Annotated in this window: 19 protein-coding genes and 1 pseudogene; 11 read left to right on the top strand and 9 right to left on the bottom strand. The window is 61.5% G+C overall.

Going from position 1 to position 12,791, the window contains the following annotated elements; genetic code table 11:
- Positions 1-112 precede the first annotated feature (112 nt).
- Positions 113-712 (bottom strand): annotated as a pseudogene (locus PLD_RS27900) (OmpW family outer membrane protein).
- A 228-nt stretch (positions 713-940) separates the two neighbouring features.
- Here PLD_RS27900 and PLD_RS27895 point away from each other — a divergent pair.
- The 3 genes from PLD_RS27895 to PLD_RS27885 are packed head-to-tail and all read left to right on the top strand — an operon-like array spanning position 941 to position 2,247.
- Entirely contained in the window at positions 941-1,492 is a 552-nt protein-coding gene (locus PLD_RS27895) for a hypothetical protein (RefSeq protein ID WP_256674791.1), read from the top strand.
- Between the two features lie 38 nt (positions 1,493-1,530).
- The gene (locus PLD_RS27890) at positions 1,531-1,911 is read left to right on the top strand and encodes a hypothetical protein (RefSeq protein WP_159897915.1); all 381 of its coding nucleotides are present in this window, start codon (positions 1,531-1,533) and stop codon (positions 1,909-1,911) included.
- Between the two features lie 27 nt (positions 1,912-1,938).
- A complete protein-coding gene (locus tag PLD_RS27885) occupies positions 1,939-2,247 on the top strand; it encodes a cyclic-phosphate processing receiver domain-containing protein (protein ID WP_159897914.1) in 309 nt (102 codons plus the stop codon).
- A 248-nt stretch (positions 2,248-2,495) separates the two neighbouring features.
- Here the strand turns inward: PLD_RS27885 and PLD_RS27880 are convergent, their stop codons facing one another.
- The 3 genes from PLD_RS27880 to PLD_RS27870 all read right to left on the bottom strand — a co-directional run bounded on the left by PLD_RS27880 (position 2,496) and on the right by PLD_RS27870 (position 4,929).
- Positions 2,496-2,783, bottom strand: a complete 288-nt coding sequence (locus PLD_RS27880; protein ID WP_159897913.1) for a barstar family protein — start codon at positions 2,781-2,783, stop codon at positions 2,496-2,498.
- Between the two features lie 141 nt (positions 2,784-2,924).
- A complete protein-coding gene (locus tag PLD_RS27875) occupies positions 2,925-3,857 on the bottom strand; it encodes an alpha/beta hydrolase (RefSeq protein ID WP_159897912.1) in 933 nt (310 codons plus the stop codon).
- Between the two features lie 169 nt (positions 3,858-4,026).
- Complete coding sequence (locus PLD_RS27870) at positions 4,027-4,929, bottom strand: AraC family transcriptional regulator (RefSeq protein WP_159897911.1); 903 nt, start codon at positions 4,927-4,929, stop codon at positions 4,027-4,029.
- 331 nt (positions 4,930-5,260) lie between these two features.
- Here PLD_RS27870 and PLD_RS27865 point away from each other — a divergent pair, with 331 nt between their 5' ends.
- Positions 5,261-5,602, top strand: a complete 342-nt coding sequence (locus PLD_RS27865) for a hypothetical protein (RefSeq protein ID WP_256674789.1) — start codon at positions 5,261-5,263, stop codon at positions 5,600-5,602.
- A 74-nt stretch (positions 5,603-5,676) separates the two neighbouring features.
- Here the strand turns inward: PLD_RS27865 and PLD_RS27860 are convergent, their stop codons facing one another.
- On the bottom strand, positions 5,677-6,531 hold the full coding sequence (locus PLD_RS27860; protein WP_159897909.1) for a hypothetical protein: 855 nt from the start codon (positions 6,529-6,531) through the stop codon (positions 5,677-5,679).
- 247 nt (positions 6,532-6,778) lie between these two features.
- On the opposite strand from PLD_RS27860, the gene PLD_RS27855 reads away from it, so the two are divergent.
- Genes PLD_RS27855 through arsH form a run of 3 tightly spaced genes read left to right on the top strand, consistent with a single transcriptional unit; the run spans position 6,779 to position 8,362 of the window.
- Entirely contained in the window at positions 6,779-7,123 is a 345-nt protein-coding gene (locus PLD_RS27855) for a metalloregulator ArsR/SmtB family transcription factor (protein WP_159897908.1), read from the top strand.
- A gap of 51 nt (positions 7,124-7,174) precedes the next feature.
- Complete coding sequence (locus PLD_RS27850) at positions 7,175-7,645, top strand: arsenate reductase ArsC (RefSeq protein ID WP_159897907.1); 471 nt, start codon at positions 7,175-7,177, stop codon at positions 7,643-7,645.
- Between the two features lie 24 nt (positions 7,646-7,669).
- Positions 7,670-8,362: an arsenical resistance protein ArsH gene (gene arsH, locus PLD_RS27845; RefSeq protein WP_159898228.1), complete on the top strand. Its 693-nt coding sequence runs from the start codon at positions 7,670-7,672 to the stop codon at positions 8,360-8,362.
- Between the two features lie 62 nt (positions 8,363-8,424).
- Here the strand turns inward: arsH and PLD_RS27840 are convergent, their stop codons facing one another.
- A complete protein-coding gene (locus tag PLD_RS27840) occupies positions 8,425-9,117 on the bottom strand; it encodes a tRNA (adenine(22)-N(1))-methyltransferase TrmK (protein ID WP_256674788.1) in 693 nt (230 codons plus the stop codon).
- Here PLD_RS27840 and PLD_RS27835 point away from each other — a divergent pair.
- Together PLD_RS27835 and PLD_RS27830 are read left to right on the top strand one after the other, a co-directional pair.
- The gene (locus PLD_RS27835; protein WP_159897906.1) at positions 9,102-9,626 is read left to right on the top strand and encodes a hypothetical protein; all 525 of its coding nucleotides are present in this window, start codon (positions 9,102-9,104) and stop codon (positions 9,624-9,626) included. The two genes, PLD_RS27840 and PLD_RS27835, sit on opposite strands and share 16 nt — an antisense overlap.
- Before the next feature lie 100 nt (positions 9,627-9,726).
- Positions 9,727-9,939, top strand: a complete 213-nt coding sequence (locus PLD_RS27830) for a hypothetical protein (protein WP_159897905.1) — start codon at positions 9,727-9,729, stop codon at positions 9,937-9,939.
- Between the two features lie 27 nt (positions 9,940-9,966).
- On the opposite strand, the gene PLD_RS27825 is transcribed toward PLD_RS27830, so the two are convergent.
- Positions 9,967-10,455: a hypothetical protein gene (locus PLD_RS27825; RefSeq protein ID WP_159897904.1), complete on the bottom strand. Its 489-nt coding sequence runs from the start codon at positions 10,453-10,455 to the stop codon at positions 9,967-9,969.
- A gap of 286 nt (positions 10,456-10,741) precedes the next feature.
- On the opposite strand from PLD_RS27825, the gene PLD_RS27820 reads away from it, so the two are divergent.
- Together PLD_RS27820 and PLD_RS27815 are read left to right on the top strand one after the other, a co-directional pair.
- A complete protein-coding gene (locus tag PLD_RS27820) occupies positions 10,742-11,287 on the top strand; it encodes an AAA family ATPase (RefSeq protein ID WP_159897903.1) in 546 nt (181 codons plus the stop codon).
- 51 nt (positions 11,288-11,338) lie between these two features.
- Positions 11,339-11,815, top strand: coding sequence for a GNAT family N-acetyltransferase (locus PLD_RS27815; protein WP_178116220.1), 477 nt, complete (start codon positions 11,339-11,341; stop codon positions 11,813-11,815).
- A 107-nt stretch (positions 11,816-11,922) separates the two neighbouring features.
- Here the strand turns inward: PLD_RS27815 and PLD_RS27810 are convergent, their stop codons facing one another.
- Both PLD_RS27810 and PLD_RS27805 read right to left on the bottom strand, forming a co-directional pair.
- Complete coding sequence (locus PLD_RS27810; protein ID WP_123724540.1) at positions 11,923-12,084, bottom strand: DUF2986 domain-containing protein; 162 nt, start codon at positions 12,082-12,084, stop codon at positions 11,923-11,925.
- A 165-nt stretch (positions 12,085-12,249) separates the two neighbouring features.
- Entirely contained in the window at positions 12,250-12,714 is a 465-nt protein-coding gene (locus PLD_RS27805) for a DUF3429 domain-containing protein (protein WP_159897902.1), read from the bottom strand.
- Between the last annotated feature and the right edge of the window lie 77 nt (positions 12,715-12,791).

The raw sequence follows: 12,791 nt of genomic DNA, 5'->3' as shown, positions 1-12,791 counted from the left end.
CGGATGCTTCGCACAACTTCATGTTCGGCACCCGCCGGGACTTCCGAACCCGTTGCCATGCCGGACAACGTACCCGGACTGACACTACGTGAGATGGCTACAAGTGCTGAACCTAGAACTTGTACCCCAACCCCATCATGTACACGAACGGGTCAACATCCACATTGACCTTGGAGCGGACCCCAAGCTGGCGGTTGTTCACATAGGCATCGGTGTTGATGTCAATGTAGCGCATCTATGCGTTGAGCATCAGCCGATCGGTGAGCATGTAGTCCATGCCCACGCTGCCCAGGGTCAATGCACCTGACAGTGGCACCGCCAGGAGCCGCCCCCAACCCTGCCGAGCTCGTCCATGAAGCGGCACCGGCAGCTTGTCGATACCACGGATCACCAGGCTGTACAGGCCACCCAGGGCCAGTCCGCCGGCCAGCGGCAGTAGCAACAACTGCATCCATGACGCACGTACCAACAAGGTCGCGACCAGGCTCAGGATCAGGCCGATCCACAGATAGCGCATCTTGGCCTGCGGGCAGCGCCGATCACTCCAAAGCAGCAGAGGAATGCCCAGGACAATGGCAATCACGCTGCCAAACAAAAAACCGGAAAACAGCTGCGTGCCACTCCAGCCCTTGATCAGCCCCTTGATCACGGCGTAGACCAGACCGGCGCATACCGGCAGTGCAAACAATCGGAGTTCGGCGTTGGGCCGCATTGGGTTCCACCTGAGCTGGCAGCGGGTGCCGGGTTGAATAGCAGAGCGTTTTTACACAACTGCGGCGGACTCATCCACTGCTGGAAAAACTGTGCAACCTTAAGCCCGGCAATGGCTTATTGCTCAATATCGGGTTATACAACTGGGCGAAAATTCATCCAGACACTCACCGTAAAAGACTACCCACCGATGCTCTCAGCCCAACAAGCCTGTGCTCTGGTGCTCGCCATGCATGACGGCATTATCAACGATGGAAAACCTGAGCGTTTTGTCATTCAGTCCTGCGAGCTCTGCCCCCTGAGGGCTTACTGGGTGATCCGCTGCAACAGCGTGGATTATGTGCAGCACGGCGTGGAGTCGAGTTGCTATATCGGCATAAACGCCCATCTGGTCAACGTCCAGACTGGAGTGGTCGACACCATCGGTAGTGCCATCAGCGTGGGTGACTACCTGCAAGACAAGTACGATCAGGACGCTGCGATGGGCAACTTTTATGTGCTGACTCCTGCATTCAATCGCCACGACAAAACCGCGATGGGCAATCTGCGGCAAAAACTGGCCTGCACCTATCCACAGGTCGTTGCACTGCTGTCAGAGCAGAACAAGCATTGGCTTACAGGCAGCCGCCGAGTCCTGCTGCTAGCTCAACAGCTGCTCTGCGACCAAGGCGTGCCCTGCACGATCAGGTTGGTGCCTGAAACAGCCGGTGCAACTCCTCTGGACGGGCAACTCTGCCACGCTGACGCGGTCCTGCTAGCGCTCCGGCGCAGGTTGCAATGACCCAGCGTTGACCGACGCGATACGAAAGGAAACTTGACGTGCTGGCAAGACTGAACGGACAGGCACTGCATTTCTTTGGCACACCCAAAGCCTTCAATGCCATGGCACGAGCCATTCGCAAAGGCCGGCACGGCGACTCTCAATCGATGCCGCTGGAGCAGGAGCCATCCAGTTTCAGCACCCTGTTCCTGAGTTGCTCCGGTCAATCGAGCAGGATCTGGATTGAGCACAGCAAGGTTCATATCCAGTATGCCGAGGCCAGTAAAAACCAACTCTACCCTTGCCTCTCCATGCCCGCTGAAACAGCGCCGGGTACGCTTTTTTTCATCAACAAACTGCAACAGGATCACCCACCGCTGCTCACCGACGACTCGCTGAGCCTTGTGCTGCATGTCATCGCGAACGACGCCGATGCTTGAACTGCATCTGAAAGAGTAAACAGGCCCATGAAAATCTACCTCGACGACGAACGCCAAACCCCACAAGGCTGGATTCGCACCTACTGGCCGGACGAAGTCATCGCGTTGCTGAAAGCCGGCGGCGTCGAAGAGATCAGCCTCGACCACGACCTCGGAGATGACCAGCGCGGCACCGGTTACGACGTGATCCTGTGGATCGAAGAAGCGGTGGCGTTGCACGGTTTCTGCCCGCCGCAGATTCATGTTCACTCAGCCAATGCCAGCGCCGTGGAAAAAATGCGCGCGGGCGTGCAATCGATCTATCGGCTGGCTCGCAGCAACGGATGCCGACTCTAAACCCACGGCAGAAGCGGCAGATCCCATGAACGGCAAGCATGCCTCCAGTGCTTTGACGCTCCGCCGGCTTGCGTGGCGTCATCGGCCCGCTTGATGGCCGCATCGTTGCGCTCAAGGCCGTCGCCACGAGCCACATCGGCCACCAAACGCAGCATGATGGCGCCAGCCAGTCAGCGCCGTGGGAGAGATTCCTAGAGGATTGTGGCGGATGGGTGTGTGGCCCGGGCAGGGCTTTTTTGCATCTTCGTTCAATCGAACTGCAGGTCCGCCGCCCATGCCGGGTACTGGCTTTGCAAGCGCAGCAGGCATTGCTCCAGCAGTCGCGCATCGTCCGGCAAACGCTGAGAGAGGTTGTGCCAGCCCCTGATCCGCAACTGCAGCGGCATGTCCACCAGTCCGGAAATGGCATCCCAGAAGGCATCCCCATTACAGCCATACCACTGGGGAAAACCCAAGGCATCACGCAAGGCCAGGTGCAGCTCACGGGCCGTGCCCAGGTCACGCACATCAATTTCCAGCCACGCCAGGCGCGTCATGTTCTGTGCCTCTGCTCCGGTTCATGGGCCGCCAGCATAACCGATGCCATCGCCTGCGGACGCTTGCGCAAGCGGCTCGGGCACCGACGCTCGACACCGCCCCATGACTGAGGCGGCTGGGACACCGTTTCGGCGCGCGTCTTACAGGTATTTCTGGAAGAACGGCAGCAATTGCGCCATGGCCAGCGCCACCGGTTCGTCGCGGTCGTACAGGTCGTAGTGGGACCAGCCTTCGGCGACCACCAGATGCTTGTCTTTGGAGGCGGCACGGCCATGGATTTCCAGGCCATCGCGATAGGCGCCGAAGCCCCCGGGCTTGTCGCCGATCACCACCATCAGCGGCTGGGTCAGCAGCACTTCGGCATGCAGGAAGGCATCCCAGCCAAAGGCCGCGCTGTTGAAAGAAAACAGGCCACTGGTGGCGCCGTTGGGTTGCTGACCACGGGGCGACTTGTAGTACTCGGTGGCTTCCAGGACGTCGATATCGCTGATGCCGTTCTGCTGCGCCTCGGCTGTCGATGCCGGCAGGTAGTTGATCACATGACGCGCCTCGCCCCGGGCCTCGGCGCTGCGTTGCTTGGCCATGGCGTGCAGGGCGCTGACGGGATCGAAATTGCTGAAACCTTCGCGGATCAGGCGACCGAAGTTGACCCCGGTGACGGAGGCCAGGGCCTTGATCCGGTAGTCGGTCATCGCCGCATGGATGGTGTAGGCACCGCCGCCGCAGACGCCGATGGCACCGATGCGTTCCGGGTCGACATACGGCAGGGTCAACAGGTAGTCGATGGCAAAGCGGATGTCCAATACACGCATCGCCGGGTCTTCGATATAGCGCGGCTGGCCACCGCTGGCGCCCTGGAAGCTGGCGTCGAAGGCAATGGCGATGAAGCCGGCCCGGGCCAACCCGGCGGCATAGACATTACCGGAGGTCTGTTCCTTGCAACTGCCGATGGGGTGAGTACTGACGATGGCCGGGTAAGCCTTGCTCGGGTCGAAGTCCGCAGGCAGGTAGATGTCTGCGGCGGTGTCCCAACCGAGATTGCGGTAGGTGACGTGCTGGATGGTCGTGCTCATGACCGTGCTCCCTGTGCCGCGCTGGGCGGACTTGTCTGGATCGATGTGGGCCCTGATGGGCTGCTGCGTCGCTGGGCCCCAGTATAGAAATGCCGCACCACCAGACTTTGCCTATTCCAACGACAAGCTTGCCTGTTTTGCCAAGGAGACGATTGCGTACGTCCCGGCCTCAACCGGTCTCGCGCATCCGCCGGATATCCCGCTGTGGCGGCGCGCCAAACACCCGACTGTATTCACGGCTGAACTGCGAAGCGCTTTCATAGCCCACCAACCCGGCGGCACGACCGACGTCGAGGTTCTGGCTGAGCATCAACTGCCGGGCTTCCTGCAGGCGCAACTGCTTGTGAAACTGCAACGGGCTGACGCCGATGATCGCGCGAAAATGCTGGCGGAAAGAGGACGGGCTCATATGCGCCCCCTGCGCCAGGTCGTCGATCCGCAATGGCTGGGTGAAGTTCTGCTTGAGCCAGGCCACGGTCCTGAAGATCTGCTGGGTCGGCGAGCCCACCGCCAGCAGTTGCTGCAGCACCAGGCTGTAGGGCCCGGCCAACAGGCGCACGATGATCTCCTGCTGAATCAGCGGCGCCATCTGCGCAATCAAGGCCGGCTCGTCCAACAGCCCCAGCAGACGCTCAAGCGCACTGAGCAGCCCCGGCTGCAGCTCATTCACCACCACCGTCCGATAACCGCTGGCCCGGGGCGGGGGCGGGGGCTGCATTTGCGCAGCCGTTTGCAGGATCTGGTGCATATCCAGGGTCAGCATCATGCCCAGGAAGGGCTCGGCCACCGAGCCCTCGGACACCCGCGCCACCACCGGCTGATCGATGCTGGTCAACATGCCCTGCCCGGCCCGGTAATCGATCACCGAGTCATGCAGCAGCACCTGTTTGCCTCCTTGGGCGATCACCCCCAGGCCCAGGCTGTAGATGCAGGGAATGGGCGCCGTTGCCGTGGCGCGCCGGTGCAGCGTGAGGTTGGGCACTAGAGTGGGAAAATCACCGGAGGCTCTGGTGTGCCGGGCGATCAAGGTGGCCAGAGTGGCGAGTGAGGGGGAGTCGGGGACTTGGATCATGATGGCTGCGGTCGGGAGTGGTGCAAGAAGGGCCAGTCACTGTGCGCTGATTGTGGAATCAGTTCGAGTTTTTCTTCAATGGATAACCACCAACAGCAATCCCTTGCCTGCTTCGGCCAGCTCCTGCCACGGCCCTGTCCCGGTAACGCCACGGACACCGCACAGAACGGCACAGGAGAAGACTGCCGGATCATGGCCCGACTTTCGCTCCGTCTGCCGCTACCAACCAGGGAGTCGTTACATGACAGGAAGCATCTCAAGCACCACGTCACTCGTCGTTATGGGCCTCAAGGGAATCACCCGGGCTTTGGAGAGTGGCACGGTGAAGCCCATGAAGATTCAGGTCGAAAACGCAACGCCGCAAATCCAGGCGCAGATCGACGCCAGCTTTCGTGAATCACAGGCGTCGCAGGCGAAGCTGACCGCCCAATACAGAACCAGCCCTACCTGGGCGACCTTCGACGACAAGAGCAACAGCGTCGAACTGCCCGATGTGGCATCGCTCGACAAGAGCCACGCCACCCAGGTGCTCAAGGGCCTGCAATACCTGATGGACATCGGCCGCCTGGACGGCAAGACCCTCATCGCCAGGAACCCCGGCCAGTCCACGGACAGCCCCTTGCTCTACCAGGATTGGCTGCTGGCCAGGATCGGCGTTGATGCCCAGACCTGAGTAGCGCGATCCGTTCAGCGGCCGGACGGGGCCAAACGCAGCATCAGCGAGTATCAGGGCTTTGCGTACAAAGCCTAGTGACTGATGTACTGCTGGGTCTTGCTGTCATAGACATAGGTGAGGTTGTCGGCCGCCACCAGCGGGCGGACTTTTCCCGGTCCCTGGAAGGTGGTGCCGCTGACCTTGACCAGCACCTGCGGCAGTGACTCCTGGCCGGCGACGAAACTCAGCTCACCGTCGCTGCCGATGCACGGCATCACCGCGCCGTCGTCGCAGGCCGCCGAATTGTCCTCGCCGGTGCGTACCTGGCCGACATGGGACCAGATCCAGCCGTTGTCTTCGGGTTTCTTGTTCGGGTTGAACACGAACAGCGTATAGCCCTTGGTGACGATGCCGTCCTCAAAGGTGGCCGTGGGCACCGCCAACAGCAGCCGGCCATCAACAGTGCGGTGTTCCAAGGCCTGGCGCTGGGGGTCCACTTCCTCGGGTTTTTCCCGGCCGCCAAAGAAGCCGATCTTGCGCTCGATACTGAGTATGGAATAGGCCGGCGTCTGGCCAGGATGGGTGAGTTCGAAGGTGGCATCGGCCAGCCGCACCTGGACCTCGGGCGCGGCAAAATCCTCGCCCTGGCGGGCGGCACTGTCCCGGGTGTGCCAGACAAACGCCGCGTAGTAATGCTTGCCGTCGATATCCAGCTCCTTGCCGTACCAGAACGTGGCGGTGACACCGTCCTCCAACTCCACCTCCTCATTCGCCGCGGGAACCTCGACGTTCTGCATCACCGCCAGCACCGCGCCTGGGGGAATCGGTGCCTCTTTGGCCTGGACCAGCGCTGGTGCCATCAGCGTGAAGGTGGACAACAGCAGGCCTGCCAGGCCCTTGCCCAAGCAGCCTTGCATGAGCGAACCGGCCTTGATCGTGATTTTCATCGCTTGAACATCCCTGTGAGCCTGTAGAAAACCGCGGACCGCGTCGGCGGCCTCGGACATGACCCGGCGATCATAAAGGCAGGTTTTTGGCCGCAACAAGAGGCTGGCAAATAGCAACTATGGACAGGCATTCCGGGGCCGGATTGCTGGCGAGGCAGACAACAACAAGCTGGGGGCTGTCTTGGCTTGCCATTCATATATGGATTTCCGTATATTCGATTCTCCACATATTCAAGCCGCCACCACAATGACGCCTGCCGAAGTATTCAAGAGCCTTGCCGACGAAACCCGCGCCCGCGCCACCCTGCTGATCGCGCACCTGGGCGAACTGTGCGTCTGTGAGCTGATGTGCGCCCTGGACGACAGCCAACCGAAGATCAGCCGCCATCTGGGCCAACTGCGCAGCAGCGGCCTATTGCTGGATCGCCGCCAGGGACAATGGGTCTACTACCGCCTCAACCCGGACCTTCCTGCCTGGGTGCACGAGATCCTGCAAGTGACCCTGCAAGCCAACGCCAACTGGCTGCAGGACAACGCTGCCCGCCTGCAGAACATGGATGGACGCCCGGTCCGCTCCGCTGCCTGCTGCTGAATCGACAAACGACTGAATCTTTGATATCCGCCACCGCACAAGGAGCCATCCATGCGAGTCCTGTTCATGTGCACGGCCAATAGCTGCCGCAGCATCCTCAGCGAAGCCCTGTTCAACCACCTGGCGCCAGAGGGCTTCCAGGCCCTGAGTGCCGGCAGCTTTCCCAAGGGCCAGGTACTGCCCCGCAGCCTGACCACCCTGGAGCGTGCCGGCATCGCCACCGCAGGCCTGTACAGCAAGGGCAACGACGCCTTCGCCGACAACCCGCCCGACATCGTGATTACCGTCTGCGACAAGGCCGCGGACGAGGCCTGCCCGGTGTACTTCGGCCCCGCGCTCAAAGCCCACTGGAACCTGGAAGACCCCTCCGACGTCCGGGGTGACGAAGCCTGCGTCGACGCTGCCTTCGGCGCCGCCCTGGCGCACATCGAACAGCGCTGCCGGGCCTTCCTGGGCCTGCCTTTCAACCACCTCAGCCGTGAGCAACTGCAGCACGAGTTGAACCGTATCGGCACACTCTGAGCCGGAGGACACATGTCAGAACACCTGTCAGAACAACTGCCCAACCTCGACCTCTCCCTGTTCGACGGCAAGCACGCCAGGCCCGAGCACAAACCTCGCATCCTGCTGCTGTACGGCTCGACCCGGGAACGCTCGTTCAGCCGCCTGCTGGTCGAAGAAGCCGCACGCCTGCTGCAGCACTTTGGCGCACAAACCCGGATCTTCGATCCGTCCGGACTGCCGCTGCCCGACGACGCTCCCGTGGACCATCCCAAGGTTCAGCAACTGCGGGATCTGGTGCAATGGTCCGAAGGCCAGGTCTGGTGCTCGCCGGAGCGCCACGGCGCGATGTCGGCGGTGTTCAAGGCACAGATCGACTGGATTCCCCTGGAGCTCGGTGCCGTGCGCCCGACCCAGGGCAAGACCCTGGCGGTGATGCAAGTGTGCGGCGGCTCGCAGTCGTTCAACGTGGTCAATCAGCTGCGGGTGCTGGGCCGCTGGATGCGCATGTTCACCATCCCCAATCAATCCTCGGTGCCGAAGGCCTACCTGGAATTCGACGAATCGGGACGGATGAAACCCTCGGCCTACTACGACCGGGTCGTCGACGTGATGGAGGAGCTGGTGAAGTTCACCCTTGTGCTACGGGACCAGCAAGCGTTCCTGGTGGATCGCTACTCGGAGCGCAAGGAAAGTGCCGAGCAACTCATGGCCCGGGTCAACCAGCGTTCGATCTGAGAGCACGAATCCCGTGCCCTCTCGCTGGGTCCCGGACATTGCGGCCCACTTGAAGCACCGGCTCAAGCCAGCAACTCGCTGATCCATTGCGTCTGGCGGACGACCTCTTGCACCTTTTCCTCGGGCACGGCCTGGGCTTGAGTGAAATTGGCCAGGGTGCGCTGCTTCAGCCGCAGCAGGCGCTGCCACTTGGCCAGGAACGCCGGGCTGCGGGCCTGCATTTGCAGCGGGCCGAAGTACAGTTCCCGGGCGCTGTACTGCACCGGCCCGAGGCGCTCGGCGACGATGATTTCGTAGTCGAAGCGGTTCTCTCGCAGCACTTCCTCGGCGAGGATCTGGTAGTCATGTTCCATCAACCATTGGCGCAACGGCTGCTCGCCGCCGTTGGGCTGCAGGATCAGACGCTCCTCACCGCTCAAGCGCGCCTGGCCGCCCTCGAGGATGTCACGGATGGTCTCGCCGCCCATGCCACAGAGGCTGATCGCCGTGATCCCGTCTGCCGGTTCGATCGCGGCCAGACCGTTGGCCAGGCGCACGTCGATCTGCTGCTCCCTGCCGCTCTCGAGCACCGCGCGCTGGGCCGAGCGAAACGGCGTCAACGCCACCTCCCCGGCCACCGCTGCAACGATGGTGCCGCGGCTGACCAAGGCCAACGGCAAGTAGCCGTGATCCGAGCCGATATCGGCCAGCCGCGCGCCGGCCGGCACATGCGCCGCTACACGCGCCAGGCGCATGGACAATGTCTGTTGCTTCAACTGCTGCCCCTTTTCACCACGAACGTCCGCCAGCCAGGGCCGGATCGGGGGGCGATTCTGGCGGGCAATGCCGGGCTTTTCAAATTTATGCGACCGGGACCTGGGATGCGCTGCAGAAAAGGCCCGCTCCGGACGGGGTCGAAAGCACCGTCCTGCATGGCGGGTTTCTGAGCGGAAGCCGACCTTCGTTGCTGGCAGCGTGCACCCTGGTCAGTGATAGACTCCGTGCCCATTTGGAAGCTGAAAAAATGCTCTGTCCAGAATGTGAACAAGGCGAAGTGACCAAGGTTCAAGTGCGGGCAACGCAGGAGATTCTGTACGTTTGCCAAGAGTGCGAGTTGCTCTGGCTCAGCGCCGAGACCATTGGTACCGAGCCTTTCAACAGTTTCACTTCCTACATGGAGGAGCTGGGTTTACCGCCGCTTTGGAGCTCGCTGTATGTCCTTGAGCCAGAAAAGATCACCGGCCGTCAGGCACGAAAATACCTGCGCTCGGTCGGCTCGATCTAGGTCGATCGAAGCAAAACCGCGATAGCGCACCCACCCCACTCAGAAGCCCAGGGGCAAAAGGCTAACGAGCGCACCAAAGCAAAAAAGATGGGTATCAAAGATGAATTATCAACTCTGGATGGAACCGGATGACTGCCAGACCTTCTGTCTGAGCGGCCCACAGGGAAACACCGCACGCAAACTGCTTCACCCCGACGCCCAGCTTGTGTGGGAAGTTGAAGCCCACAGCCACTTCGAAGCAATGACCCAGTACTACGCGTACATGGAGTGGGGCGAATACAAGACCGACCTTGCCGAACAAGAGCAAACGTAGTGGGCGGCATGCTTTGGCCCAGGAGCGTCAGGCGGACTGAGCGTCGGCCCAGGCCTGGTTGCTTCGATGGCGACCCAGCCCCAACGCATCGAACTCATCCTCACCGACCTTGGCCACGACCCCGATCCGGCGCAAGGCGCGACTGATCGGAGAGTCCGGCCAGGGGCTCATGTCGTCCTCCTCGTCGCCGATGTTCAGCACCACCTCGCCCTCAAGCCAGACAACGGCGTCTTGCCCGCCTGTACCGCCATGGAAGTAGGTCGCGGCATAAACAATAGGGCCTCGATCCGAGAGCTGCGCCGCCAGCTCGGCGACACCGCAGGCCAGCTCACCCGAAAAGGGGCGTACGGCGGACAGTCGCCCCTGTGCTCGTCCCTGGAGTTGCAGCTCGAGCGCCTCGGTCACCGGGATCAACGCCAACCCTTGGCACAGCGGGCACAGCACCGCTGACGGCAGCTCAGCCCGCACTTCGGCCAGCACCTCGAGCGGCCCGATCAGGGCCTGAATCCAATGCATGTTGTCCGTCCCCTTCTCTTGTGGTCGGCCCATGAAGAGTCAATGCCATCGACTTGGTATCGACCTTCGCGTTACAGCCTTCGATGATGTCGTCGCGGGTAGAGAAGTCGACGATACAGCGCTGGCCCGGGCGGAACTCTACATCACGGGCTGCAAAGCCGCACCGGGCGCCACCGGTGCCCGGGGCCGGATAATCCGCAGTTTTTTTGCTCGTTTTCGAAGAGCACAGGTTTTTCGGCAATCGGTGAATGCTAGGCTTGGCGGTTTTTTCAGCAGGGACTGGCTCATGCAGCGCATCGTGATTCTGGGCAATGCGGGAAGTGGCAAATCGACCCTGGCCCGTGAACTGGGTCGCCGCCTTCAGTTGCCGGTCGTACACCTGGACAGGCTGTTCTGGGAGCCCGGCTGGGTCGAGGCGGACAATGAGGTTTTCCGCAGCCGAGTCCGGCAGGCCGTCTGCGGGGATGCCTGGATCTGTGAAGGCAACTACTCCCGGCGCACCTTCGACCTGCGACTGCCCCGTGCCGACCTGATCATCTGGCTCGACACCCACCGCACCACTTGCCTGCGGCGAGTGATGTTGCGCAGCCTGCTGAATCGCCCCCGGGCCGATCTTCCTGTTGGCTGCAGCGAAAAGCTGAACGGGGAGTTCCTGAAATTTCTGAATTTCGTGTGGAATTTCGATAGGGTAAACCGCCCAGGCATCGAGGCTGTACGCCTAGCTATCGGGCCACAGGTGCCTGTCGTTCACCTGCGCAGTGCCCGAGAGGTTGGCGCATTTGTGCAGGACTTATCCGCCACGGTCCAAGGCAGCTTCAAGCTTCAAGGATAATGCTCAGCGGATTGGCGAGTTGTTGAGTCTTCAGCCACCTTCAGGAAAATCATGGACATTCGATTGACGCAAACCAGGGACTGGATGCTGTTGAAGCGCGTTCGTCTCGCGGCACTTCAGGACACCCCGACTGCCTTTGGCGTGAGTTACCAGACTGCCGCTAACTACAGTGACCAGCAGTGGCAGGACCGCGCCTCGTCAACCGGTAGCCAATTCTGGCTGGCCTTCAAGGACCAGCAGCCGGTGGGAATGATTGGTGCCGCAGTCAGTGGCGCGAACCGCTACAACTTGATTGGCATGTGGGTGGCCCCCGACGCACGGGGTAGCGGCGTGGCCGCGAAGCTGGTGGACGCGGTGAAATCCCGTGGGCGAGACCAGGGCCATGAGTGCGTGTATCTGGACGTCGCCCTCGAGAACGCAAGAGCCGCACACTTCTATCTGAAGCAGGGATTCGCCTTCATCGATGAATGGGAACCCCTGGAAAGCCACCCCCATATCAAGGTGCAGACCATGCTCTGCCCTCTGTAGAACTGACCCCGCCGCGCCTCTGCTGGCCAGAGGCGTGCTCCGCCCGAGAAAAGATAGCGTCGCGCAAGTCGGCCAGATAAAGGTCCATCGGGCTTCAAGCGGACGGATCAGCTCTCAGTGACAACCACTGCGTCGTCATTGGACTCGGTGGCCAGCTTCGCCCGATCAGCCTTGCTGATGTACTTGGACTTTTTCTGCGGAGCCAGTTTGGCACTGGCCTTCTTGGCGTGGGCCTTCAATAGCTGCTGGATTTTCTTGCGACGATTCATGTGGGGCTGCCCGGCTTTTTAAGTGCCGCCATGATATCAGCCGCCGCTCGGCGGGGCTGGTAACTCTTCGTCAATCCAGTCAATGATCCTCTGCGCCCTTCCTCGGCGATGCCTGTTGCTTCAACCACCGCCCCTTCGGTGGGAGGCGGCAGCTGAACGTCGCACTTAACTCCCGATGGCCATCACGAGCACACCCAGCAGTAGGCAGGCGCTGGCCACGATGGTCAGTCGCAAACGCATCGGCAGGTACCAGGCCGGTAGGTGCATGACCTGCGAGAGCTGCCGGTCCTGCCACCAGTGCGCGAAGAATCCGACAATCAATAACAGCCCGCCCCATGACAGCGGCAGCAAGGTTGCGACCCACCCCATCAGCGCAGGGACGATGCTCCAAATAAAGCGTGTGTGACGCTGCTGCGCGTTCATGCCGGGAGCGATCATGGCAAAGCCCCAATGCAGGGCTCCGACAAAACTCAGGATCACCGCCCCGTAACTGACCAGTGCCTGGCACCACAACAGCCGCTGTCCGTGCGCAACCACGGCCAGCAACGCCAGCCCGAGAAACGGCAGCAAACCGCCATAACCCAGCAGGGCAACAGGCTTGGGTGGCGATACAGAAGACAGAAGGTTCATCTGGATTCCTCTCAATTAGGGCACTCAAAACTGTAGCCGCAAAAGCGCCCTCTGAATGGCCGTCGCGTTGACTCACC

It is taken from the genome of Pseudomonas sp. LD120, assembly GCF_009861525.1.
GTDB lineage: Bacteria > Pseudomonadota > Gammaproteobacteria > Pseudomonadales > Pseudomonadaceae > Aquipseudomonas.
This window is presented reverse-complemented; position numbering and strand designations above follow the sequence as displayed.